This is a genomic window from Pseudarthrobacter polychromogenes, from assembly GCF_014644495.1.
In the GTDB taxonomy this organism is placed as follows: Bacteria; Actinomycetota; Actinomycetes; order Actinomycetales; family Micrococcaceae; genus Arthrobacter; species Arthrobacter polychromogenes.
In genome coordinates, this window is the sequence record NZ_BMKU01000001.1 from 348,917 (window position 1) to 371,816 (window position 22,900).

At 64.4% G+C, this 22,900-nt stretch carries 22 protein-coding genes; 16 read left to right on the forward strand and 6 right to left on the reverse strand.

Annotated features, from left to right (window positions below; translation table 11 throughout):
• Window positions 1-42: 42 nt before the first annotated feature.
• Window positions 43-300 carry a mycoredoxin gene (locus IEX43_RS01810; RefSeq protein ID WP_066276302.1) on the reverse strand — a complete coding sequence of 86 codons (258 nt, stop codon included), beginning with the start codon at window positions 298-300 and terminating at the stop codon, window positions 43-45.
• 130 nt (window positions 301-430) lie between these two features.
• On the opposite strand from IEX43_RS01810, the gene IEX43_RS01815 reads away from it, so the two are divergent.
• Window positions 431-1,192 (forward strand): SOS response-associated peptidase, encoded by a 762-nt coding sequence (locus IEX43_RS01815; protein ID WP_188808810.1) that lies wholly within the window; start codon window positions 431-433, stop codon window positions 1,190-1,192.
• A gap of 42 nt (window positions 1,193-1,234) precedes the next feature.
• On the opposite strand, the gene IEX43_RS01820 is transcribed toward IEX43_RS01815, so the two are convergent.
• Complete coding sequence (locus tag IEX43_RS01820; RefSeq protein WP_188808811.1) at window positions 1,235-1,657, reverse strand: VOC family protein; 423 nt, start codon at window positions 1,655-1,657, stop codon at window positions 1,235-1,237.
• Window positions 1,658-1,676: 19 nt separating this feature from the next.
• Between IEX43_RS01820 and IEX43_RS01825 the strand changes: the two genes are divergently transcribed.
• Window positions 1,677-1,997, forward strand: a complete 321-nt coding sequence (locus tag IEX43_RS01825; RefSeq protein WP_066276294.1) for a chorismate mutase — start codon at window positions 1,677-1,679, stop codon at window positions 1,995-1,997.
• Between the two features lie 20 nt (window positions 1,998-2,017).
• On the opposite strand, the gene IEX43_RS01830 is transcribed toward IEX43_RS01825, so the two are convergent.
• A complete protein-coding gene (locus IEX43_RS01830; RefSeq protein ID WP_188808812.1) occupies window positions 2,018-2,407 on the reverse strand; it encodes a hypothetical protein in 390 nt (129 codons plus the stop codon).
• Window positions 2,408-2,569: 162 nt separating this feature from the next.
• Here IEX43_RS01830 and IEX43_RS01835 point away from each other — a divergent pair, with 162 nt between their 5' ends.
• The 6 genes from IEX43_RS01835 to pdxS all read left to right on the forward strand — a co-directional run bounded on the left by IEX43_RS01835 (window position 2,570) and on the right by pdxS (window position 10,806).
• Complete coding sequence (locus tag IEX43_RS01835) at window positions 2,570-2,905, forward strand: DUF6504 family protein (protein WP_188808813.1); 336 nt, start codon at window positions 2,570-2,572, stop codon at window positions 2,903-2,905.
• Window positions 2,902-6,390 (forward strand): DNA polymerase III subunit alpha, encoded by a 3,489-nt coding sequence (locus IEX43_RS01840; RefSeq protein ID WP_188808814.1) that lies wholly within the window; start codon window positions 2,902-2,904, stop codon window positions 6,388-6,390. Before IEX43_RS01835 ends, IEX43_RS01840 begins: the two co-directional genes overlap by 4 nt.
• A 116-nt stretch (window positions 6,391-6,506) precedes the next feature.
• The gene (gene thrS, locus IEX43_RS01845; protein WP_188808815.1) at window positions 6,507-8,516 is read left to right on the forward strand and encodes a threonine--tRNA ligase; all 2,010 of its coding nucleotides are present in this window, start codon (window positions 6,507-6,509) and stop codon (window positions 8,514-8,516) included.
• A gap of 17 nt (window positions 8,517-8,533) precedes the next feature.
• Entirely contained in the window at window positions 8,534-9,121 is a 588-nt protein-coding gene (locus IEX43_RS01850; protein WP_174181130.1) for an HIT family protein, read from the forward strand.
• Window positions 9,111-9,734 (forward strand): phosphatidylinositol phosphate synthase, encoded by a 624-nt coding sequence (gene pgsA, locus IEX43_RS01855; RefSeq protein WP_188808816.1) that lies wholly within the window; start codon window positions 9,111-9,113, stop codon window positions 9,732-9,734. Before IEX43_RS01850 ends, pgsA begins: the two co-directional genes overlap by 11 nt.
• 145 nt (window positions 9,735-9,879) lie before the next feature.
• On the forward strand, window positions 9,880-10,806 hold the full coding sequence (gene pdxS, locus IEX43_RS01860) for a pyridoxal 5'-phosphate synthase lyase subunit PdxS (RefSeq protein ID WP_104185958.1): 927 nt from the start codon (window positions 9,880-9,882) through the stop codon (window positions 10,804-10,806).
• A gap of 282 nt (window positions 10,807-11,088) precedes the next feature.
• Here pdxS and IEX43_RS01865 read toward each other — a convergent pair whose 3' ends face one another.
• The 3 genes from IEX43_RS01865 to IEX43_RS01875 form a co-directional block, all read right to left on the reverse strand.
• A complete protein-coding gene (locus IEX43_RS01865; protein WP_188808817.1) occupies window positions 11,089-13,101 on the reverse strand; it encodes a M3 family metallopeptidase in 2,013 nt (670 codons plus the stop codon).
• A gap of 97 nt (window positions 13,102-13,198) precedes the next feature.
• Entirely contained in the window at window positions 13,199-13,960 is a 762-nt protein-coding gene (locus IEX43_RS01870) for a type 1 glutamine amidotransferase (protein WP_188808818.1), read from the reverse strand.
• Complete coding sequence (locus IEX43_RS01875; protein WP_188808819.1) at window positions 13,957-15,249, reverse strand: Mur ligase family protein; 1,293 nt, start codon at window positions 15,247-15,249, stop codon at window positions 13,957-13,959. Before IEX43_RS01875 ends, IEX43_RS01870 begins: the two co-directional genes overlap by 4 nt.
• A gap of 89 nt (window positions 15,250-15,338) precedes the next feature.
• Here IEX43_RS01875 and pdxT point away from each other — a divergent pair, with 89 nt between their 5' ends.
• The 8 genes from pdxT (at window position 15,339) to secF (ending at window position 22,771) form a co-directional block, all read left to right on the forward strand.
• A complete protein-coding gene (gene pdxT / locus IEX43_RS01880; RefSeq protein ID WP_188808820.1) occupies window positions 15,339-16,049 on the forward strand; it encodes a pyridoxal 5'-phosphate synthase glutaminase subunit PdxT in 711 nt (236 codons plus the stop codon).
• Window positions 16,050-16,052: 3 nt separating this feature from the next.
• Complete coding sequence (locus IEX43_RS01885; protein WP_188808821.1) at window positions 16,053-16,808, forward strand: YebC/PmpR family DNA-binding transcriptional regulator; 756 nt, start codon at window positions 16,053-16,055, stop codon at window positions 16,806-16,808.
• Window positions 16,809-16,839: 31 nt separating this feature from the next.
• Window positions 16,840-17,427 (forward strand): crossover junction endodeoxyribonuclease RuvC, encoded by a 588-nt coding sequence (gene ruvC / locus IEX43_RS01890; RefSeq protein ID WP_188808822.1) that lies wholly within the window; start codon window positions 16,840-16,842, stop codon window positions 17,425-17,427.
• Between the two features lie 90 nt (window positions 17,428-17,517).
• Window positions 17,518-18,162 (forward strand): Holliday junction branch migration protein RuvA, encoded by a 645-nt coding sequence (gene ruvA, locus IEX43_RS01895; protein WP_174181114.1) that lies wholly within the window; start codon window positions 17,518-17,520, stop codon window positions 18,160-18,162.
• The gene (gene ruvB, locus IEX43_RS01900; RefSeq protein ID WP_174181112.1) at window positions 18,155-19,210 is read left to right on the forward strand and encodes a Holliday junction branch migration DNA helicase RuvB; all 1,056 of its coding nucleotides are present in this window, start codon (window positions 18,155-18,157) and stop codon (window positions 19,208-19,210) included. The genes ruvA and ruvB overlap by 8 nt, the downstream gene beginning before the upstream one ends.
• 288 nt (window positions 19,211-19,498) lie before the next feature.
• A complete protein-coding gene (gene yajC / locus IEX43_RS01905; protein WP_188809054.1) occupies window positions 19,499-19,891 on the forward strand; it encodes a preprotein translocase subunit YajC in 393 nt (130 codons plus the stop codon).
• Between the two features lie 100 nt (window positions 19,892-19,991).
• A complete protein-coding gene (gene secD / locus IEX43_RS01910) occupies window positions 19,992-21,749 on the forward strand; it encodes a protein translocase subunit SecD (RefSeq protein ID WP_188808823.1) in 1,758 nt (585 codons plus the stop codon).
• Window positions 21,749-22,771 (forward strand): protein translocase subunit SecF, encoded by a 1,023-nt coding sequence (gene secF / locus IEX43_RS01915; protein ID WP_188808824.1) that lies wholly within the window; start codon window positions 21,749-21,751, stop codon window positions 22,769-22,771. The genes secD and secF overlap by 1 nt, the downstream gene beginning before the upstream one ends.
• The last annotated feature ends 129 nt before the right edge of the window (window positions 22,772-22,900 follow it).

Consider the following 22,900-nt stretch of genomic DNA (forward strand, 5'->3'; position numbering starts at 1 on the left):
GTTGGTCCCGTTCTGTTGGTCCCAGCCGGGGTGGCGTGCCGGCTAGGCTGCGAGGCGCTGCTTGACCTCGGCAGCGGAAGGGTTCGTGGCGGCGGTGCCGTCCGGGAAGAGGACGGTGGGGACGGTCTGGTTTCCACCGTTCAGCTGCTCCACGAGTTCGGCGGTGCCTTCCACTTCCTCGATGTTGATCTCGGTGTAGCCGATGCCCTGGGCATCAAGCTGCTTCTTCAGCCGGTTGCAGTAGCCGCACCAGGTGGTGGAAAACATGGTGATAGTGCCGGATTCGGGAGTGAAGTCCACGGAGCTCTCCTCTGTGCTTGATAACGGTTTCGTTCCTGTAACGGTAGCGTGCAGTCCGCTATTCCCCGGTACTGGGGCCCGCCGGGCCTCCTTGGATGACAGCTCCTGCCGCCGATGGCATGCTGGAGCCATGTGTGGACGCTACGTAATGGCACGCGCCGTGGGGGACCTCCTTGCCGAGTTCGACGCCGAGCTTGAGGACGAGGTCAGCATCCCGCCGTCGTGGAATGTTGCGCCGACGGACGCGGTTCCCATCGTCCTGGAACGCCTGGTGGACGGCGAGTCCGGGAACAAACATGTCCGCCAGCTCCACGTCGCCCGCTGGGGACTGGTCCCGTCCTGGGCCAAGGACCCGGGAATCGGCTCCCGGATGATCAACGCACGCAGCGAGTCCGTCCTTGAGAAACCGGCGTTCCGGAAAGCCATGCAGTCCCGCCGCTGCGCTGTCCCGGCAGACGGCTACTACGAATGGAAGCAGGGGCCCGGGAAGTCCAAGCAGCCCTACTACGTGCACCCGGGCGCTGGCCATGGCCTGGTGTTCGCGGGGCTCTATGAGTGGTGGAAGGATCCCTCCTGGCCGGCAGGGGAGCCGGGCGGGTGGCTGCTCTCAACGTCCATCCTGACCGCTGACACGCCCCCGCCTGGCAGTGAGTCCACGGTGTTTGGAAAGCTCACGGAACTCCATGACCGGGTGCCCCTACCAATGGACAAAGCCACGATGCAGGCCTGGCTGGACCCCCAGGCCGACGATCCGGCCGGACTCGTGGACCTGGTCCGGGCGGGGGTCAAGGACGTGGCCGCTGACTGGCACGTAGAGTCCGTAGGGAAAGAGGTCGGCAACGTCAGGAACAACGGGCCGGAACTGATCCGGCCCGTGGAAGCACTCTTCTAGCAGCGGGCCCTCCAGCAGCCCGGACCAAACCTCGGGGGAGGGCTAAACGGTGACCGCGCCGTCGTCGTCCACTGCCCAGGTGGGGTTGTACGCCACCTCCCAGCGGAAACCGTCTGGGTCCGCGAAGTAGCCGCTGTAGCCGCCCCACGGCTGGGTGATGGGCTCGGCGACGATCTCCGCCCCGGCGGCGGCGGCCTCCTCCATGACGCGGTCCACGTCCTCCGTGCCGGGAAGGTTGTGGCTCAGCGTGATGCAGGGGACACCCCCGGACGCCGTGACGCCGGCGTCTGCCTGCATCTGGCTCACATCCCACAGGGACAGCACAAGCCCGTGGTTCACCTGGATGAACACCACGTCGCCGGGAACTTCCCGGTGGACAGACCAACCAAGCCCGTCAACATAGAAGGCCCGGGACGCGGCAACACTGCGGACGCCCAGTGAAATGAAGTCGACTCTTGGCTGCATGCTTCGATACTGTCAGACGATGGCGACAATTCAAGGAAACGATAGAGATGCTTTGGCCGACAAGGAACAGCTCGCTGCCGTCCGGGTTGCTGTTGACGAAGTGGATGAGCAGATCGTCACCCTCATCGCCCGCCGCGAACGGCTGATCCGTATTGCCGGGACGCTCAAGGGCGACGACGCCGAGGTCCGTGCGCCCGGCCGGGTGGAGCGGATCATTGAGCACGTCCGCTCAGCCGCGGAAAAGAAGGACATTGACCCGGACATCGTCGAGTCCACGTACCGGGCCATGATCTCCGGGTTCATCGAACTGGAACTGAAGGTCCACAAAGAGAACAGCTAAGCCCTCCCTGAACGGCTTTATTACAGGTTCTCCTCCACGGGGACGCCGTGCTGGTACTCCCTGCCCTCCGCCTCGCTGAAGGCTGACATGAGGTGCCCCTTGCCCAGGCCGTCCAGGGCGGCGAGGGGAAAGCTGCCGGTGATGGTGTTCTCTGAATGGGTTACCCCGGACAGGTCGTAGTCCTCCTCGACTCCCTGTTCGCGGTTGAAGGAATAGAAGGCAATGGCCTTCCCGTTCATGAACTCAATACACAGCCTCCGCTGCGAGGAATAGTCGGGGGTGGCCCCCATCAGCCCCACCACGTAAGCACCGGAATCCGGGATGGTGCCGTCTATATCGAACGTGGCCACCACGGTGGAATCCTGGGTTGTGATGCTTGCCTGCTTCAGAAGTGCGTCTTGGGTTTTCATGGCACAATCCTGCTCCCTGGTGATCGGTCCGTCCACCCTTCCTGTGCAATCTCTTTTGTCGCTCCCTCGACCCATCTATGCTCCCGTTCAGAGCAGGGGTAGACTGGTTCCATTCGAATATGTGTTCGAATGTTTCCAGTTAGATCCACTCCGGGAGGCGCCATGGGTATGTTCAGCGAATCCGTGGATGTCGACTGCACTGCGGACGGTGAACCCAGCGGCCTGCTGTGGGCAGGGCGGTCCTATGCCGTCTGCGCTGAACCGGTGCGCTGGTACGAACGCCGGCAATGGTGGGCTGAAGAAACCCGCGCACCGCTGGGCAGCGGACCCGGAGTGGTGGACCATGAGATCTGGCGCGTCCAGGTGCTTCCCTCCACCCCGGCGCGAGGTACAGAAGCCGCGGAAGAGCCGCTGACCCTTGACCTCACCCGGCATATCCGCAGCGGCCGGTGGCGGCTCCTGCGTATCCATGACGCACTCCGGCCCTGGACAGCATGAGTTTCACCCATCTTCACGTTTCCACCGCTTTCAGCGCCCACTACGGCGTCTCATGGCCCGAGGAACTGGCGCAGGCCGCCGCCGCTGACGGCGCAACCGCTCTCGCCTGCACGGACAGGGACGGGCTGTACGGAACCATCAAGCACCTCAAGGCATGCATGGCGGCAGGCATCGATCCCATCGTTGGCGTTGACATTGCCGTATTCGACGACGACGGCGACCACCGCACGCAGCTGGCGGGCAGGGTGGTGGTACTGGCCCGGGGCCACAACAACGGGGCAGGCTACCGCGCCCTGTGCAGGCTGATTTCCGATGCCCACGCCCGCACCACGGGAAAAGCCGGTGGAACTGTCCCGGTAGCCGTCACCCGGGCAGAGCTGGCGTCCCGCACCCTCGATCCGCAAACCCTCAAACCGGTGCTGACTGTCCTGCTCGGGCCTGATTCCGACGTCGGACGGGCCATGGGAGGGCGACGTTACCTTCGCCCCCGCACCCTTTTCAAGCAATGGCTGGATGCAATGCCCCCAGGCACACTGGTGGCCGAAATCGTGTCCCAGCTCAGCGCCCCGGGAAAGCCGTTGAGTACCGCCCACGCCGTCCGGATGCTCAAGCTTGCCGAAGAGCATCAGGTTCCGGCTGTCCTGACCAACGCCGTCAGGTACTGCGCAGCAGACGGCGCCCCCACCGCAGATGTGCTCGACTCAGCCCGCACCCTGAAATCCCTACCCGAACTTGCGGATGAACCGCTGCTGCAGCCAACCGGGCAGGGGTGGCTGAAATCCGCCCCGGAAATGCTCCGGCTGGGCAAAGAGATCATTTCAGCGGCAGGATACGGTGCCGCAGACCTGAAACAGCTGATGGCGCAAACTGAGGCGCTCGCCGACCGCTGCCGGATAGATCCGGAAACGGACATGGGCTGGAAGCAGCCGGTTGTGCCCGAAGCCTCAGTCATTGGGATCAGCCAGGATCCACACGTTGAACTGGTGCAGCGGTGCCAGGCCGGTATCAGCCGGCGCTTTCCGGGAATTGCTGGTGCTACCGAAGAGAGGATGCTCTCCCGGCTCGACCATGAGCTGGGCATCATCCGCAACCTCGGGTTTTCTTCCTACTTCCTGACCGTCGCCGAGGTATCACGCATGATCCAGGAGATGGGGGTGCGTGCGGCAGCCAGGGGATCAGGCGCCTCCAGCCTGGTCAATTACCTGATTGATGTCAGCCAGGTGAACCCCCTGCAGCACGACCTCATCTTTGAACGTTTCCTGTCGCGGGACCGGGCCACCCTTCCGGACATCGATATTGACGTTGAAAGCGCAGAGCGGCACAACGTCTACCACCGCATTTTCAAGCGTTTCGGGTCCGAGCGGGTCACCCTGATGAGCATGCAGAACGGCTACCGGGCCAGGGGTGCCGTGCGGGATGCCGGTATGGCCCTGGGCATGGACGGCGACGAGGTGGGGGAGATTGCCAAGCAGCTGTGGCGTTTTTCCGCGCGGAAATTCCGCGAGGCCCTGCAGGAAAAACCTGAACTCCGGGAATTCGCCGGCCGGGTGGAACAGCGGGAAATGGACGGCAACCAGCAGCTTGACCTGCTGGTTGACCTGACGGAACGGCTTGACCGGCTGCCCCGCCATATTTCCATGCATCCGTGTGGCGTCATCCTTGGTGACGCCACCCTCCTGGACCGCACCCCGGTGCAGCCCAGCGGGCTGGGCCTGCCCATGAGCCAGTTCGATAAGCACGACATGGATCCCATGGGCATGCTCAAGCTGGACGTCCTGGGAGTCCGCATGCAGAGCGCCATGGCGTTTGCCGTCCGTGAAGTCATCCGCATCCACCCGTCCAAGGAAGAGGTGGTTGCCGCCGGCCGGCATCCGTCCGGTCCGGGCGGGACTGGTCCTGACTACATTGCCGAGAATGGCCATATCGACCTGAACGCCGTTCCCCTTGATGACGAGGCGACATTTGAACTCATCAGAAGCACCCACACCCTGGGCTGTTTCCAGATTGAATCACCCGGCCAGCGGGAACTGATCGGCAAGATGGCCCCCCGGGAGTTCAACGACCTCATCATTGATATCTCCCTGTTCCGCCCGGGCCCCATGAAATCGGACATGGTCCGGCCCTTCCTGGAACACCGTCACGGCTTCGCGCCCGAGGTCTATCCGCATCCGGACCTGAAACCCGTGCTGGCGGAAACCCATGGTGTCACCGTCTTCCACGAACAGATACTGCGGACCTTTGATGTCATGACCGGCTGCGGCCTGGCCCGGGCCGACGAATTCCGCCGGGCCCTGGGAAACGAGGCTCTCGAACAGGGGGTAGAGGAGTTCTTCCGCAAGGCTGCCCGGATCAAGGGTTACCAGCCAGAGGTGGTGGACAACGTCTGGGGAACGCTGAAGGCTTTCGGAAGTTTCGGATTCTGCAAAGCTCACGGTGCCGCCTTTGCCGTCCCTACCTACCAGTCGGCCTGGCTTAAAGCCCATCATCCTGAAGCATTCCTTGCCGGGCTGTGGGAGCACGATCCTGGCATGTACCCCAAGAGGCTGCTGGTCGCGGAAGCCCGGCGGCTTGGCATTCCCATTCTTCCCCTGGACATTAATCGCAGCAAGGGCGAATACCGGGTGGAAAGGATTGCAGCCGGAAACGATGCAGGCAAACTGGGAATCAGGCTGAGCCTCAACGGCATATACGGGCTGTCCGCAACGGAACTCAAGCGGATCGTTGCGGGCCAGCCCTACGACTCGCTGGCGGACCTGAGGGCACGTTCCCGGGTCAGCAAGCCCAACATCAAGAGGTTGGCCCAGCTGGGGGCATTTGATTCGCTTCACCGTGAGGCGGGCGGCGCGGCTAACCGGGCCGACCTTGTCCATCACTTGCAACAGCTCCAGGGTTCCAGCAGCGGGCGGAAAGGCGTGGAGGTCCTTGAGGGGCAGCTGGCCCTTCCCCTGGGTGATGTTGAGCTTCGCAATGTTAAGCCGGGACTGCCGGCGCCTTCCCTGGTGGACAACGTCCGTGCCGAACTGGACCTGATGGCAGTTGACGTCAGCAGCCACCTGATGGACAGCCACCGGCCAATGCTGGACAGGCTGGGCGTCATCACGGCGGACAAACTCCTTGGCCTGCGCAACGGGACGGAAGTCCTGGTGGCCGGGGTGCGGGTGGCAACCCAGACGCCGCCCATGAGGGGTGGGAGGAGGGTGGTCTTCATCAGTATCGACGACGGCACCGGTTGCATAGATTCGGTCTTTTTCCATGAAGCCCAGGAAAAAGCAGGGATGCTCCTGTTCGGCACAAGGCTGCTGCTAATCCGCGGGACCACCAGGCGGACCGGGCCACGGGGAATCAGCCTGAGCGCCAGCATGGCCTGGGACCTTGGCAGGACGGAGAGCCTGCCGTTCCCGGATTCCCGTCCGCAGGAACCGGAGGTTCTGCACCCGCTGGATGGAATCACCAGGAGCCTCGCCATCACGGGATTCAGCGGCTGACCCTTCCGTGCGCCGCGTTGGTCGGGCCCCAGCGGAACCGATAGCATTGACGATGGCTGGCTGTGGTCCCCGTATGCCACAAGCTATGAAGCCTTAACTTTGAATAGGAGACACCCGTGTCAGATGCCCAGCAGATCACCCTTCTCGTCGATGGCGAAGAGACCAAGGTGACTACCGGGACAACCGGTGCGGAACTCTTCTTTGAGCGCCGTGATGTTGTTGTAGCCCGCGTCAACGGCGAACTAAAGGACCTTGACCAGGAGCTCCCGGAAGGCGCCGACGTCGAAGGCGTCACCATTGACTCGCCTGACGGCCTCAACGTCCTCCGCCACTCCACGGCCCACGTCATGGCCCAGGCTGTCCAGCAGCTGCGTCCCGACGCCAAGCTGGGCATCGGCCCGTACATCACTGACGGGTTCTACTTCGACTTCGATGTCGCCGAACCGTTCACCCCCGAGGACCTCAAAACCCTCGAGAAGATGATGCAAAAAATCATCAACCAGAACCAGAAGTTCGTCCGCCGCGTGGTCAACGAGGACGAAGCCCGCGAAGCCATGAAGAACGAGCCCTACAAGCTTGAACTGCTGGGCAAGAAAAACGAGGCTGCAGAGGCCGGCGAAGGCGTGAACGTCGAGGTCGGCGCAGGTGACATCACCATCTACGACAATGTTGAGCGCAAGGAAGGGACCACCGTCTGGTGCGATCTCTGCCGCGGCCCGCACCTGCCCAACACCAAGCTCATCTCCAACGCCTTTGCCCTCACCCGTTCGTCCTCCGCGTACTGGCTGGGTAACCAGAAGAACCAGCAGTTGCAGCGCATCTACGGCACGGCCTGGCCCACCAAGGACGCCCTCAAGGCATACCAGGAACGCATCGCAGAGGCAGAACGCCGCGACCACCGCAAGCTCGGCTCGGAACTGGACCTCTTTTCCTTCCCGGATGAACTCGGCTCAGGCCTCCCCGTCTTCCACCCCAAGGGCGGCATCATCCGCAAGGAGATGGAGGACTACTCGCGCCAGCGCCACGTCGAGGCCGGCTACGAGTTTGTCTACACCCCGCACATCACCAAAGGGCATCTGTACGAGGTCTCAGGGCACCTGGACTGGTACAAGGACGGCATGTTCCCGGCCATGCGCGTGGATGAGGAACTCAACGCAGACGGTACAGTACGGAAGCCTGCCCAGGACTACTACCTGAAGCCGATGAACTGCCCCATGCACAACCTGATCTTCCGTTCGCGGGGACGGTCCTACCGTGAACTGCCGCTGCGGCTCTTCGAATTCGGCGCTGTATACCGCTACGAAAAGTCCGGCGTGGTGCACGGCCTGACCCGGGTCCGTGGCATGACACAGGACGATGCCCACATCTACTGCACCCGCGAGCAGATGAAGGACGAGCTCACCAAGACGCTGACGTTCGTCCTCGACCTGCTCAAGGACTACGGCCTGAACGACTTCTACCTGGAGCTCTCCACCAAGGACCCGGAGAAGTTCGTCGGTGAGGACGCAGCCTGGGAAGAAGCCACGCGTACCCTCTCCGAGGTTGCTGAGGAATCCGGCCTGGAGCTGGTCGCGGATCCGGGCGGGGCCGCCTTCTACGGCCCCAAGATCTCCGTGCAGGCGAAGGACGCCCTTGGCCGGACCTGGCAGATGTCGACCATTCAGCTGGACTTCAACCTGCCCGAACGGTTCGAACTCGAATTCCAGGCCGCTGACGGCAGCCGCCAGCGGCCCGTGATGATCCACCGTGCCCTGTTCGGATCGATCGAGCGCTTCATGGGCGTGCTCACCGAGCACTACGCCGGCGCCTTCCCCGCATGGCTGGCACCGGTCCAGGTGGTGGGCATTCCGGTGGCGGAGACCTTCAACGAGTACATGTTCGACGTCGTGGACCAGCTGAAGGCAGCAGGCATCCGCGCGGAAGTGGACACTTCCTCGGACCGGTTCCCCAAGAAGATCCGCACGGCCAGCAAGGACAAGATTCCGTTCGTGCTCATTGCAGGCGGTGACGATGCCGAAGCAGGCGCTGTCTCGTTCCGCTTCCGCGATGGAAGCCAGGACAACGGCGTGCCTGTGGCAGAGGCCGTCAAGCGGATCACGGAAGCCGTCCGTAACCGGACCAGCTAGCGGAACGGAACAGCACCGTGCAGGAGAACACAGGAGCAGGGTATCCGGGAGATGCCGGCGTTACCGACGACTTTGACCTCGCCGGTGTCCCGGACGCCTTCCAGCGCCTGTGGACTCCGCACCGCATGGCGTACATCAAGGGCGGGCAGCACCAGTTCAAGAACGAAAATGACTGCCCCTTCTGCATCGGCCCCGGACGGACTGACGAGGAAGCACTCATCGTCCACCGCGGAAAGACCTGCTACGTGGTGCTCAACCTGTTTCCCTACAACCCCGGGCATCTCCTGGTGTGCCCATACCGACACATCCCGGACTACACCGACCTGACGCTTGATGAGACGGCGGAGTTTGCGGACCTCACGCAGACAGCCATGCGGGTGCTGCGGAAGGTGGCCAATCCGGGCGGCTTCAATCTGGGCATGAACCAGGGTGTTGTTGGCGGTGCCGGCATCGCCGCGCACCTGCACCAGCACATTGTTCCCCGGTGGGGCGGTGACGGGAACTTCTTCCCCATCATCGCCCAGACCAAGGCCATCACGCAGACCCTCGACGAGGTCCGCCAGCAGGTGGCTGACGCCTGGCCCGGGGAGACGGATGCTGAATAGGCACGCGCGCGGATTCTTCACCGCGCTGTTCAGCCCGCTTGCCCGCTGGCTTCTCAAAATCGGAATCTCGCCGGATGCGGTAACGGTTATCGGCACCGCCGGTGTGGTGGTGGGCGCGCTGGTGTTCTACCCGCTCGGCCAGCTGTGGTGGGGAACTTTGTTCATCACGGCATTCATCTTCTCCGACGTCCTGGACGGAATCATGGCCAGGATGCGGGAGGTGGGCAGCCGCTGGGGGAATTTCCTTGACTCCACCCTCGACCGGATTGCCGACGGCGCGCTGTTCGCCGGCCTGGCTGTCTGGTACTTCACCGGCGGGGCCAACGTCCCCATCGCCGTGGCTGCCATGGTGTGCCTTGTCCTGGGCATGGTGGTTTCCTATGCCCGCGCCAAGGCGGAGTCGTTGGGATTCACCGCCAATACCGGCATCGCCGAAAGGGCGGAGCGCCTCGTCTCGGTGCTGGTTGTCACCGGTTTCACTGGTCTGGGACTTCCGGAGGTGGTCCTGCTGGTGACGCTTTTGCTCCTGGCCGTGGCCAGCTTCATCACGGTGGTCCAGCGTGTGGTCTCGGTGCGCCGGCAGGCCCTTGCGGAACCGTCACCGGCGGATTAACGCGAATTAAGCCGGCCGGCCGCGGTGAGACTAGTATTAGGACTGCCCGGTCAATGGATCCGGCAACCCGGTGTGTGTACACGTGGCATCTCCGTGCCGCCCTGCACGACCGGCGAAGGTCATCTATCTACCCATAGGGGTTTTTGTGTCTACACCTGATGTAAGCAGCGAGGCCGGTACGTCCGCGAACAGCGTCACGGGCAGCAACCGCGTGAAGCGGGGCATGGCTGAGATGCTCAAGGGCGGCGTCATCATGGACGTCGTCAACGTCGAGCAGGCCCGCATCGCCGAAGACGCCGGTGCCGTTGCTGTGATGGCGCTGGAACGCGTTCCGGCCGATATCCGCGCCCAGGGCGGCGTGTCCCGCATGTCCGATCCCGACATGATCGACAAGATCATTGATGCCGTCTCCGTGCCGGTTATGGCCAAGGCCCGGATCGGCCACTTCGTCGAGGCCCAGGTCCTGCAGTCCCTCGGCGTGGACTACATTGACGAGTCCGAGGTCCTGACCCCGGCCGACTACGTCAACCACATCGACAAGTGGAACTTCAAGGTTCCCTTCGTCTGCGGCGCCACCAACCTGGGTGAAGCGCTGCGCCGCATCAACGAGGGCGCGGCGATGATCCGCTCCAAGGGCGAGGCCGGCACCGGCGATGTCTCCAACGCCACCGGGCACATGCGCCAGATCCGCTCCGAGATCGCCAAGCTCGCAGCCCTGCCCGAGGACGAGCTGTACGTCGCGGCCAAGGAACTGCAGGCCCCGTACGAGCTGGTCAAGGAAGTTGCCGCTGCCGGCAAGCTTCCGGTGGTGCTGTTCACCGCCGGCGGCATCGCCACTCCGGCTGACGCCGCCATGATGATGCAGCTCGGCGCTGACGGCGTGTTCGTTGGTTCCGGTATCTTCAAGTCCGGCAACCCCGCCCAGCGCGCCGCCGCCGTCGTTAAGGCCACCACCTTCTTCGACGACCCCGACGTCATCGCCAAGGCCTCCCGCGGCCTGGGCGAGGCCATGGTGGGCATCAACGTCGACGAGATCCCCCAGCCCCACCGCCTTGCCGAGCGCGGCTGGTAGTCCTCTTGTTCGCGCCTGGCGGCGCTGATCCTCTGCGCTATTCCCTGTGTCCCGCTAAGGCCGCTTCGCGGCGAGCCGGGACGCGGGGCCCCTTTTACGCGCGCTGCCGGACCGCACCGCCCGTCGCCTTGCTGTTGTTGTAACTGACGACGCCGGTTCCTCACCTTTCTCTGGTGGGGGACCGGCGTCGTCCGTTTCCTAAGAGTTTTTGTCCAGATATGCAGGCTTTAAGGGTGTAGAAGCCTGCATATCTGGACAAAAACTCCAGAGGGAAGGTGCCGGTTATTCGAGGCCGCGGCGCTTCAGGAGGGGCTCAAGTGCGGCTTCGCGGCCCCGGAGGATGCGGAATGATTCCAGCGGGTCGCGGCTGTTACCCCGGGAGAGGAGCTCCTGGCGGAAACGGTCACCGTTGGCCCGGGTGAGTCCGCCGTTCTCGGTGAACCAGTCCACCGTCTCAGCATCCAGGACCTCGCTCCAGATGTAGGAGTAGTAGCCGGCCGCGTACCCCGCGCCGGCAAAAACATGCTGGAAGTAGCCGGTCCGGTAGCGCGGCGGAATCAAGGCGTGGGCGATGCCGGCGGCGGCCAGGGCCTTTTCTTCAAACGCAACAGCGTCCTCGGGCACCTCGCTGCCGTCCAGGACGTGCCAGGCCAGGTCCAGCAGTGCTGCTCCCAGATACTCGGTGGTGGCAAACCCTTCACCCCACAGCCGTGAAGCGTCGAGTCTCGCAACCACCTCCTGCGGAAGCGGCTCGCCCGTCACATGGTGGCGCGCGTAATTGTGCAGCACGTCGGGCCACGTAATCCACATCTCGTTGACCTGGGACGGGTATTCCACGAAGTCACGGGGTACTGAAGTTCCGGAAAACCGGGGATAGGTCACGTTGGACAGCAGCCCGTGCAGCGCGTGGCCGAACTCATGGAAGGTGGTCCGCAGCTCGTCCAGCGTCAGGAGCGTCGGTTCACCCGCAGGCGGCTTGGAGATGTTGAGATTGTTGATGACCACCGGCTTTGTTCCCAGCAGCGCAGACTGTTCAACGAGGGAGTTCATCCAGGCTCCACCCCGTTTGGACTCACGGGTGTAGTAGTCACCCAGAAACAGCCCGAGCCCCATGCCGTCCTCGTCGCGGACTTCCCAGATGCGGACATCGGGGTGGTACCCGGCAAGGTCCGTCCGCTCATGGAACGTGATGCCGAAGAGGGAAGTTGCGGCAAAGAACGCCCCGTCCGTCAGAACCCGGTCCAGCTCGAAATAGGGACGGAGGGCCTGTTCATCAACGTCGTAGCGTTCCCGCCGGACCTTGGCGGAGTAGAAGGCCCAGTCCCACGCCTCCAGCGGATGGCCCGCGGCCTCGGCCAGGGCTGCGGCTTCGGCGTCGGCGTTCCGCACCGCTGCCGGTGCCATGCGGTTCAGCATGGACTGGACCGCTCCGAAGTCCGGGGCGGTCTGCCGGTCAACCACCAGTTCGGCGTAGTTGGCGAAGCCCAGAAGCGCCGCTTTCTCGGCGCGGAGCCGGGCCATTGATGTGGCCAAATCCATCACGTCGAGGCTGCCGCCCCCGCTGCCCCGGGCCACGGACGCTTCAAACAGCCGACGGCGGACCCCGCGGTTCTCGAGGACGGACAGGGTAGGCTGGTTGGTCGGCTGGATCAGTGTCAGCAGGAACTTGCCGTCATGGCCGGCAGTGCGGGCAGCCTCCGCGGCGGCGGCAATATCATCGGCCGGCAGTCCTGCCAGCTCGCCTGCGTGATCCAGCAGCAAGGCAGCGGATTTCATTCCCTCCTTCACGCGCTGTCCAAATTCGGTGCCCAGGCGGGAGAGCTCGGCGTTAACCTCCTTGAGCCTTTCCCGGGCAGGGCCTTCCAGCTGGATGCCGGACTGCCGGAATTCCTTCAGGTACTCCTCAACAAGCCGCCCGGACTCGGCATCGCAGCCGGCGGTGTCGATGGCGGCGAAGCGTTCGTACAGTGCCCGGTTGAGGAATACGTCGTCCTGGTGCGCAGAGAGCAGCGGTGACAGCGCCGTTTCCAGGTCCCGGATCTCCGGCGATGCATCGGCCGAAACGAGCGTGAAGAAGGACGCAGCGGCGCGGTCCAGAAGCCTGCCGGAGCGTTCCATCGCCGCTGCCGTGTTCTCGAAAGTGGCAGGGGCAGCGTCATCAACGATGGCCTGGATCTCAGCCAGGTGCTCTTGGAGGCCACCGCGGACGGCGGCTTCATAATCGGCGGTGGTGATCGACGCGAAGGGCGGAATTCCATAGGGCAGGGGACTGGGTGCCATAAGGGGGTTGGTCATGAAGTAAAACCTTTCACAGCAGGCCACGCATCTCAATGTCAGCCACGCCACCGGCTGCTCTCCGGAACCTACCCTTGCTGCGGGCTCTCCCCAGCGGTCAGCGCGGTCGGCGTCCGGCGTGTTCCCGTGCCAGTTCCGCGTAGCTGTCATCGGGGTGGCCCGGAACAAAGCTGCCGTACTTGCGCTCAGCTGCCGTGCGGATCAGGAAGTCCGCGATGGCCGGGTTCTTGGGCAGGAGCGAGCCGTGCAGGTAGCTGGCCACGATATTGCGGTAGCGGGCACCCTCGTGGCCGTCGCTGCTGTTGTTGCCCATACCCTTCGGGGTGGAGCCCAATGGCCGCACGCCGTTGCCCAGGGTTGTCTGCCCGCTGTGGTTCTCGTAGCCGAGCACTTCCCCGAACTCCGGTGTGGCAACCTTGACGTTGCCAATCAGCCTCTCCTCGGTGCCGTGTGTCTCGACATCGAGGATGCCGATGCCCGGGATGACGGCGCCGGTGCGGGTCTTGAAAAAATGTCCGAAGAGCTGGTACAGCCCGCAGATGACGAGCATCGGCGCACCGTCCTCGGCAAGGTCCTTCAGCACCCCCGCCCGGGCCTGGAGGTCGTCCTGGATGACCAGCTGGCCGCTGTCCTGGCCGCCGCCGCCCACAATGATGTCCACGTCTTCCGGGAACGGATCACCCACGTTGTACTCGAGCAGCTCCGGGGTGTAGCCGTGCCAGCTGATGCGCCGCTGCAGGACCAGGGCATTGCCCCAGTCGCCGTAGATGTTCATGTCGCGGGGGTACAGCTGCACCACCCGGAGGGTCCCCTTGCCCGCGGAGTTTTCCTGTGCGGGATCCGTGCCTGCCTGGCTCAAGAGACAACCTCCACAGTGGTGATTTTGGATAGTTCGCGGCGGATCGCCAGCATGGCCGTGTATGTGCAGAAGATGCGCTTTGGCTTTCCCTGGGCTTCCCTGATGAAGGCCGCCAGCGCCGGAGTGATATCCGGCTCCACGTTGCCGATGCGGACGTCGTCATATTGCAGCCGCAGTGCCATGTCGTAGGCCCGTGAGCCGGTGAGCTGGTCCACCCCGCCTTCGCGCAGGGACTCGAACTCCACGTCCCACAGCCAGGACATGTCCCGGCCGTCCGCATAGTTGTCGTTGATGGCGATCATGGTGGCGTAGCCGCCTGCAGGGAACGACTTCAGGCCGAGCCGGAAACCGCTGGGATTCTTGACCAGGACCAGGTCCAGGGGCTGGCCGTCAACGGTGAGGCTTTCCCCTCGTCCGAAGGCAGGAGCCACGCGGGACAGCGCCTCGAGGAGGGTGTCATGGTTGGCCGTGGCGGCGCCGCTGCCGCAGATGCTGCGCGCCAGCGTCAGCGCCGCGGCCGCATTGAAAATGTTGTAGACACCCCGCAGCTTCATGCCCGTGGTGACCGTGGCGCCGTCGTACTCAAACTCAGCGGTGTCCGCGCCAACCTTGCGGAGTACGACGTCGGCGGCAGGCTTCTCCGGAAGTCCCGCCGGAGCGGGACTTCCTGGAGCGGTCCGCATGTCGTCGTCGTTGGGGAAGGTGCTCAGGAGCGAATCGTCCAGACCGAAATATTTCACGCCCTGTCCGGTGAGGGTTTCGGCAATCCGGGCAACCCGGGGGTCTTCGCGGTTCAGCACCACCGTTCCGGTGGTCTTCGCTGCGATGTGCTGGAGGAGCTGGGCCGTCTTGTCGATTTCGCCGAACCGGTCGAGCTGGTCGCGGAGGACGTTGAGCAGGAGGCAGTAGCGCGGGGGAACGCTGTTGACGAAGTGCACGGCGTGGGCTTCGTCCAGTTCCAGCACCGCGACGTCCGCATCCAGCCGGCCGCGCCAGTCCACCTCGCCGAGCAGTGCGGCAGCCACGCCGCGGGTGAAGTTGCTGCCAGTGCGGTTGGTGAAGACCTTCAGGCCCTGGCTTTCCAGCAGTTCCACCACCATTTTGGTGGTGGTGGTCTTGCCGTTGGTGCCGCTAACCACCGCCACCCCATGGGGGAGGGTGCTGAGTGTCCGCCGCATGAAGCCCGGGTCGATTTTTTCAACCACCAGCCCGGGCAGGGCGGACCCGCCACCCCGAAGCCGGGATACCCGGCGGACCAGTTTGCCGAGCAGAACACTGAAGTAGAGCATGTTTTGAATATATCCCAGCAACGGCATGCAACCGCCGTCGGCGCCGCCCCTGCCGGTGCCCGCGGAGGGCGAACCCGTATGCTGGATGGATGACAAATTCCCTTTCGGCTGCTTCCGCGCGCCCGGCTTCAGGCCTTCGGATCGGCGTGCTGGCGCTCCAGGGCGACTTCCGCGAGCACCTGCGGGCCATCGAAGCCGCCGGTGCCGAGGCCGTGGGCATCCGCCGGCCCAAGGAACTCGACGGCCTGGACGGGCTCATCATTCCCGGCGGCGAATCCACCGCCATCGACAAACTTGCCCGGGCCTTTGAACTTGCCGAACCGCTGCGGGAACGCATCGCCGAAGGCCTGCCGGTCTACGGCTCATGTGCTGGGATGATCCTGCTTGCCAACGACATTGCCGATCCCGCGACGGACCTCTCCGGGGCTCCGCAGCAGACCTTCGGGGGGCTGGACATCACCGTCCGCCGCAACGCCTTCGGCCGGCAGCGCGAGTCCTTCGAAACAGACCTTGACTTCAAGGGCCTGGATTTCAGCGCCACCGCGTCCGGTGTTGCACCTGTCCATGCCGTCTTCATCCGCGGGCCGTGGGTGGAACGCGTTGGTCCCGGCGTCGAGATCCTCGCCCAGGTTGAGCCCGCCGACCCGGAGCACGCGTCCCACGCCGTACCGCTGCCGGGGACGGCTAGAATTGTTGCAGTGCGTTCCGGCCACTTGCTGGCCACCTCCTTCCACCCGGAAGTGACTGGGGAGAAACGCGTACACGAACTTTTTATCCGCATGATCAGAGGAGAAGCGTAAAGCATGTCAGGCCACTCCAAATGGGCAACGACCAAGCACAAGAAGGCCATCCTCGACAGCCGCCGCGCCAAGTCGTTTGCCAAGCTGATCAAGAACATCGAAGTTGCTGCGCGCATGGGCGGCCCGGACCTGCAGGGAAACCCGGGCCTGGAACTCGCCGTCACCAAGGCCAAGAAGACCTCCGTTCCAGCAGACAACATCGACCGTGCCATCAAGCGCGGTGCCGGGCTCACCGGTGAAGTGGTCGACTACACCGAGATCATGTACGAATGCCGCGGACCCCAGGGTTCCGCGCTGCTTATCGAGTGCCTTACGGACAACAAGAACCGTGCTGCCTCGGAGGTGCGCCTTGCCATCTCCCGCAACGGCGGAACCATCGCCGATCCCGGTTCGGTCAGCTACCTCTTCAGCCGCAAGGGCGTGGTGACCCTGCCCAAGAAGGACCTGACCGAGGACGATGTCCTGGTGGCTGTCCTGGACGCCGGGGCCGAGGAAGTCAAGGACAACGGCGACACCTTTGAGATCCACTCGGACCCCAAGGACCTCCAGGCCGTCCGCGACGCCCTGCAGGACGCAGGCATCGAGTACGACACCGACGAAGCGGAATTCGTTCCCTCCATGGAAGTGCCGCTGGACCTGGACGCCGCAAAGAAGTTCATGAAGCTCGTCGACGCCCTGGAGGACCTCGACGACGTCCAGAACGTCTACAGCAACGCCGACCTCAGCGACGACGTCCAGGCCGCCCTGGACTCTGAGTGACGCTCCGCCTGCCTGCCGGGCGTCTGCACCCGTGACGCTGCGCGTCCTGGGGGTGGACCCCGGCCTGACCCGGTGCGGGATCGGCGTTGTGGACGTCGAGCGGAACAGGCAGGCCACCATGGTTGCCTATGGCGTGGTGGGAACCTCGCCTGAGGACTCCCTGGACCAGAGGCTGCTGGTGATCGCCCTCGCCATCGATGAGTGGCTTGACCGCCACGAGCCCCACGTCCTCGCGGTGGAGCGGGTCTTTTCCCAGCTCAACGTCAGTACCGTGATGGGCGTGGCCCAGGCGTCCGGGGTGGTCATCGCCGCAGCGGCCCGGAGGGGGATCCCGGTGGCGCTGCACACGCCGTCGGAAGTCAAAGCCGCAGTCACCGGCAGCGGGACCTCGAACAAGGATGCGGTGACCAAGCTCGTCACCAAGATCCTGCGCCTTGACGCACCGCCGCGGCCTGCGGACGCCGCCGACGCCCTTGCTCTGGCCATCACCCACGCCTGGCGGTCAGGCAGCGGCACTGCCAACAAGGGTGCAGCCACCACCGGCCCGGGCAGTTCGTCCCTGACTCCGGCCCAGCGGGCCTGGGCGGACGCCGAAGCAAAGGCGCGCCGCGCCCGTTGAATGTCCTGCCCGCTTGCTAGGGTATTCGTAGATATGTTCGGATAGCCGGTCCTGCTCCCTGGAGCCCGGCAAGACACCAGGAGCCAGGCCTTGATCAGTTTCCTTCGCGGAACGGTAGCGCATGTGGGACTTTCCACTGCCGTGATTGACCTCAACGGGGCGGGTATGAGCGTCAACGCCACGCCCCAGACCCTCAGCAGGCTGCGCACCGGCGAGGAAGGCCAGCTTTTCACCTCCCTGATCGTCCGGGAGGATTCGCTCACGCTCTTCGGTTTCGCGTCTGACGACGAGCGGGAAGTTTTCGATGTCCTCCTCAGTGTGAGCGGGGTGGGGCCGCGCCTGGCCCTGGCCGTCCTGGCGGTCCACGAACCGGAGGCGATCCGGGTGGCCGCGCACACCGGGGACAGCAAGACGTTCACCAAAGTTCCCGGCATCGGTCCCAAAGTAGCAGGGCGGATTGTGCTGGAGCTGGCGGGAAAGCTGGTTCCGCACGGCACGGCGGGCACGGCAGCGGCGTCCACTCCGGCCGAGGCCGCCTGGAAACCGCAGGTGGTGGCCGCCATGACGAGCCTGGGGTGGTCCGAAAAGGACGCCTCCTCCAGCATCGACAAAGCACTGGCGGACGATCCCGAGGTCTCGTTCCGCGGCAACGTGCCGGAGATCCTGCGGACCACGCTCCGGTGGCTGGGGCAGGACGGTGCCCGGGCCGGCAACCGCGTAGGCAGCCGTGGCTGAACCGTCACTGGTGGCCGCGGGGGAGGAGCCTGAAGAGCGGGCCATCGAGGCCGCGCTCCGGCCCAAGAACCTGGACGACTTCGTGGGCCAGCACCGGGTGCGGAAACAGCTGTCCCTGGTGCTCCAGGCCTCCCGGATGCGCGGGCGCAGCGCGGACCACGTGCTCTTCTCCGGCCCGCCGGGGCTGGGCAAGACAACCCTCGCCATGATCGTTGCGTCCGAAATGAATGCGCCCCTGCGGATCAGCAGTGGCCCTGCCATCCAGCACGCGGGGGACCTCGCAGCCATCCTTTCCTCCCTTTCCGAGGGCGAAGTCCTGTTCCTTGACGAAATCCACCGGATGTCCAGGCCGGCTGAAGAGATGCTGTACATGGCCATGGAGGATTTCCGGGTGGATATCGTGGTGGGCAAGGGCGCCGGTGCCACGGCAATCCCGCTCGAACTGCCGCCCTTTACCCTGGTGGGCGCCACCACCCGCGCGGGCCTGCTGCCGGGACCCCTCCGGGACCGGTTCGGCTTTACCGGCCACCTGGAGTTCTACTCCGTGCCGGAGCTGGAACTTGTGCTGCGGCGCTCCGCCGGCCTGCTGGACCTCAAAGTCAACTCGGCCGGGTTCTCCGAAATCGCCGGGCGCTCCCGCGGCACCCCCCGGATTGCCAACCGGCTGCTGCGCCGTGTCCGGGACTGGGCCCTGGTCCACGGCATCGACCAGATCGATGCCAGGGCGGCGTCCGCCGCGCTGGACATGTACGAGGTGGACAAAAAGGGCCTGGACCGCCTTGACCGCGCAGTCCTCGAAGCCCTGATCACCAAGTTTGGCGGCGGGCCGGTGGGGCTCTCCACGCTGGCCATCGCCGTCGGTGAAGAGACCGAAACCGTGGAAACCGTGGCTGAGCCTTTCCTGGTCCGGGAGGGCCTCCTGGGCCGCACTCCGCGTGGCCGGATTGCCATGGCTCCGGCCTGGACCCACCTTGGCTATGCCATTCCGTCGGGTGTCTTTGCCCAGGAGCAACTGGACCTGTTTGAGCCGGCTGAAGAGGACGCCTGAGCGTGGGCTGACCTGCCCCTAATACCAATAGCAGGCTCCGTTCAGCTTTTCCCTTTAGACTGGTATGACGCTCGGCACGTTCGGGTCTTTGTTCCCGCGGGCAGCATCACCGGCAGCCCGCGGATGGATGGCAAGCAGCTTCGCCAGGCCACTCGTTCAAAGCGGACGGCGCTGTCAACCGGCTCAATGCAAGTACAGCTCAATGCAAGTACAGAATGGAACTTCCCCGTGTTCGGACACATCACTGCCCAGACCACCACTACCCAGCCCGGCGGCGGCATCGACATCATGTCGATCCTGCTGTTCGTGATGCTCGGCATCTTCATCTTTATGATGTTCCGCCGCAACAAGAAGACCCAGCAGCAGCAGGCAACGCTTCAGTCGCAGTTCGCCCCCGGCGTTGAGGTCATGACCAGCTTTGGCCTGTTCGGCCGCATCGTCGACATCGACGACGAGGAAAACAAGGTCACCCTGGAACTCTCCCCGGGCAACCTGGCCACCGTGCACCGCCAGGCAGTCACCAAGATCATCGAACCCGCAGCCGGGGTACCCGCCGCGACTGAGGTTCCGGATGATGCCTCCTCCCTGACTGCCGCGGAAAGCGGAAGCACCCCCGCTGCAGCCGAGACCCCGGAAGAAACGCTGAAGCGCCTCAACGACGAGGGCAAGAAGGACAACTAGTCCCCGCTGCTTCCACAACACCTCTACCGCTGCGGACCACCGCCGGTGCAAGCATCAGCAGGCACCGGCGGTTCCTCCGTGAATAAGAGAAAGATCGACAATGGCACGAACTGGCCCCAATAAACCAGGCCTCAGGGTCCTGGTCTGGCTCGGTGTACTCCTCGCCACACTCACTGCCGTCCTGGCCGGCGGCACCCTCGCCGGGCAGGCAAGCTGGGCGCCCAAGCTGGCGCTCGACCTCGAAGGCGGCACCCAGATGATCCTGGCGCCGAAGGTCGAGGGCGGTTCGGACATCAATGAGGAACAGCTCAACCAGGCCGTGGCGATCATCCGCCAGCGCGTAGACGGTTCAGGTGTTGCCGAAGCAGAGATCAGCACCCAGTCCGGGCGCAATGTGGTGGTCAGCCTTCCCGGCACCCCCTCCAGCCAGACGCGCGACCTGATCCAGGCCTCCGCGGACATGAACTTCCGGCCGGTGCTGCTCGCCGGTGCCGGGGCTCCCGTCCCGGAAGAGCAGCGGGCGCCTGAGGACCAGTTGCCCAAGCCGACGGCGGAACCCGCCAACAGCAGCGACATCAACTGGATCACTCCGGAGATCTACCGCGAGTTTGAAACCCTGGACTGCGACAACCCGGCCCAGGACGAGCGGGAACGCTCAGATCCGGCCAAGCCGTTGGTGACCTGCGAGCCGGCCTCCGACACGAACCCTGCGATCAAGTACATCCTGGGTCCCGTGGAGGTCAAGGGCAGCAACATCGTCACGTCCTCCTTCCAGCTCCAGCAGGGCGCGCAGGGTGCCGTCACCAACGACTGGGCAGTCAACATCCAGTTCGACGACGAAGGCACGGCCAGGTTCAAAGAGGTCACCGAACGCCTGAACCAGTTCTACGTTGCCGCCGGCGGCGACGCGGGCAACGACCCCAAGGCCCAGTTCGCCATTGTGCTGGATGACCAGGTCATCTCCGCGCCCCGCTCCCTCGCCGTCATCACCGACGGACGCCCGCAGATCACCGGCGGGTTCACCGAGCAAAGCGCCAAGGCCCTGTCCGACCAGCTCCGCTTCGGTGCCCTGCCTATCAGCTTCGAGATCCAGAGCGAGCAGCAGATTTCTGCCACCCTCGGCGGTGAGCAGCTGCGCATGGGCCTCCTGGCGGGCATCATCGGTCTCCTGCTGGTGGTGGTCTACTCCCTGTTCCAGTACCGGGCGCTCGGCTTGGTGACCATCGCCTCACTGGTGGTCGCGGGCCTCCTGACGTATCTAGCCATCGCCATTCTGGGCTGGACGGAAAACTACCGGCTGTCCCTGGCCGGCGTTGCGGGCCTCATCGTGGCAATCGGCCAGACGGCGGACTCCTTCATCGTTTACTTCGAGCGGATCCGCGACGAACTCCGTGAGGGCCGCGGCCTGGTTTCAGCCGTCGAAAACGGCTGGAAGCGGGCCAAACGGACCGTGCTGGCGTCCAAGGCCGTCAACCTGCTGGCCGCGCTGGTCCTTTACTTCGTGGCCGTGGGCAACGTCCGCGGATTTGCGTTCACGCTGGGCCTGACCGCTATCGCCGACCTCATCGTGGTGTTCATGTTCACGCACCCGACGCTGCAGATGCTGGCGCGCACCCGGTTCTTCGGCGAGGGCCACCGGCTCTCTGGCCTTGATCCGAAACGGCTCGGAGCCGTTCCGCTGTACCGCGGTGCAGGCCGTGTCCGTACCCCGGCAGACAAGCCTGCCACGGTCCGGACCAAGAACGCCGGTGCGGCCGCTGAAGCGGAACGCAGGATGACCATCGCCGAACGCCGCCTGGCGGAGAAGCAGGAGCAGCTCGCGGGCTCCTCGAAGTCCTCAGCGAAGGAGAACAAGTAATGTCAGGCTTCGCCAACTTCGGCAACGAGCTCTACACCGGAAAGCGCTCCTACAACTTTGTGGGCGCCAAGAAACTCTGGTTCATCATCGCGGCGGTGGCGGTTGTCCTGTCCATCATCATTCCGCTGGCCAAGGGCGGCTTCAACCTCGGCATCGAGTTCCGCGGCGGATCCGAATTCACCGTCTCCAACGTGCAGACCACGGATGCGGCCCTGGGGGAGAAGGCCGTAACCGACGTGGTTCAGGGCAGCGTGCCGCGCGTGGCGAACGTTGCCGGCACCACCATGCGGATCCAGACGGACAAACTGACGGACGATGAGACGCTCCGCATCAAAGAGGGACTCACAAGCGCGTACGGCGTCACCGACAACGAGGTGACCTCGACGTTCGTTGGACCCACCTGGGGCGCCGACGTCACCAAGCAGGCCCTGATCGGCCTGGTGGTGTTCGTCCTCCTCGCGGCAGTGCTGATGGCCCTGTACTTCCGCACGTGGAAGATGTCCCTCTCTGCCATCGCGGGCATGGCGGTGACAATGTTCATCACCGCAGGCGTTTACGCCCTCAGCGACTTCGAGGTCACTCCGTCGGCAATCATCGGGTTCCTCACCGTGCTCAGCTACTCCCTCTATGACACGGTGGTGGTCTTCGACAAGATCCGCGAGAACACCGCCGACCTGGACGCGTCCACCCGCCGCACGTTCGCCGAGGAGGTCAACCTCGCCGTAAACCAGACGCTCGTCAGGTCAATCAACACCATGATGGTGGCAATCCTCCCCGTGGGAGCGATTCTGTTCATCGGTGCCGGGCTGCTGGGGGCAGGTACGCTGCGCGACCTTTCGCTGGCACTGTTTGTCGGGATCCTGATCGGCACGGCGGCCACCATCTTCGTGGCGGCCCCGATGTACGCCTGGCTGCGCCAGAACGAGCCCGACCTCGTGAGGCAGGCGAAGCGGGTTGAGCACCGGCGTGCCGGTGCCGGCACAGGGTCCGGCTCCTCAGCCGTGGAAACAGCCACCGCATAGCCCCACACTCACGGGCCGGCCGGCGTCAGGAGACTGACGCCGGCCGGCCCGTCCGTGTTTAAGGCGCTGGTTATAATTCTCACCGCGGCGGGGAATAGACTGAAGTAATTAAAACGGTGGTGAGGGGTA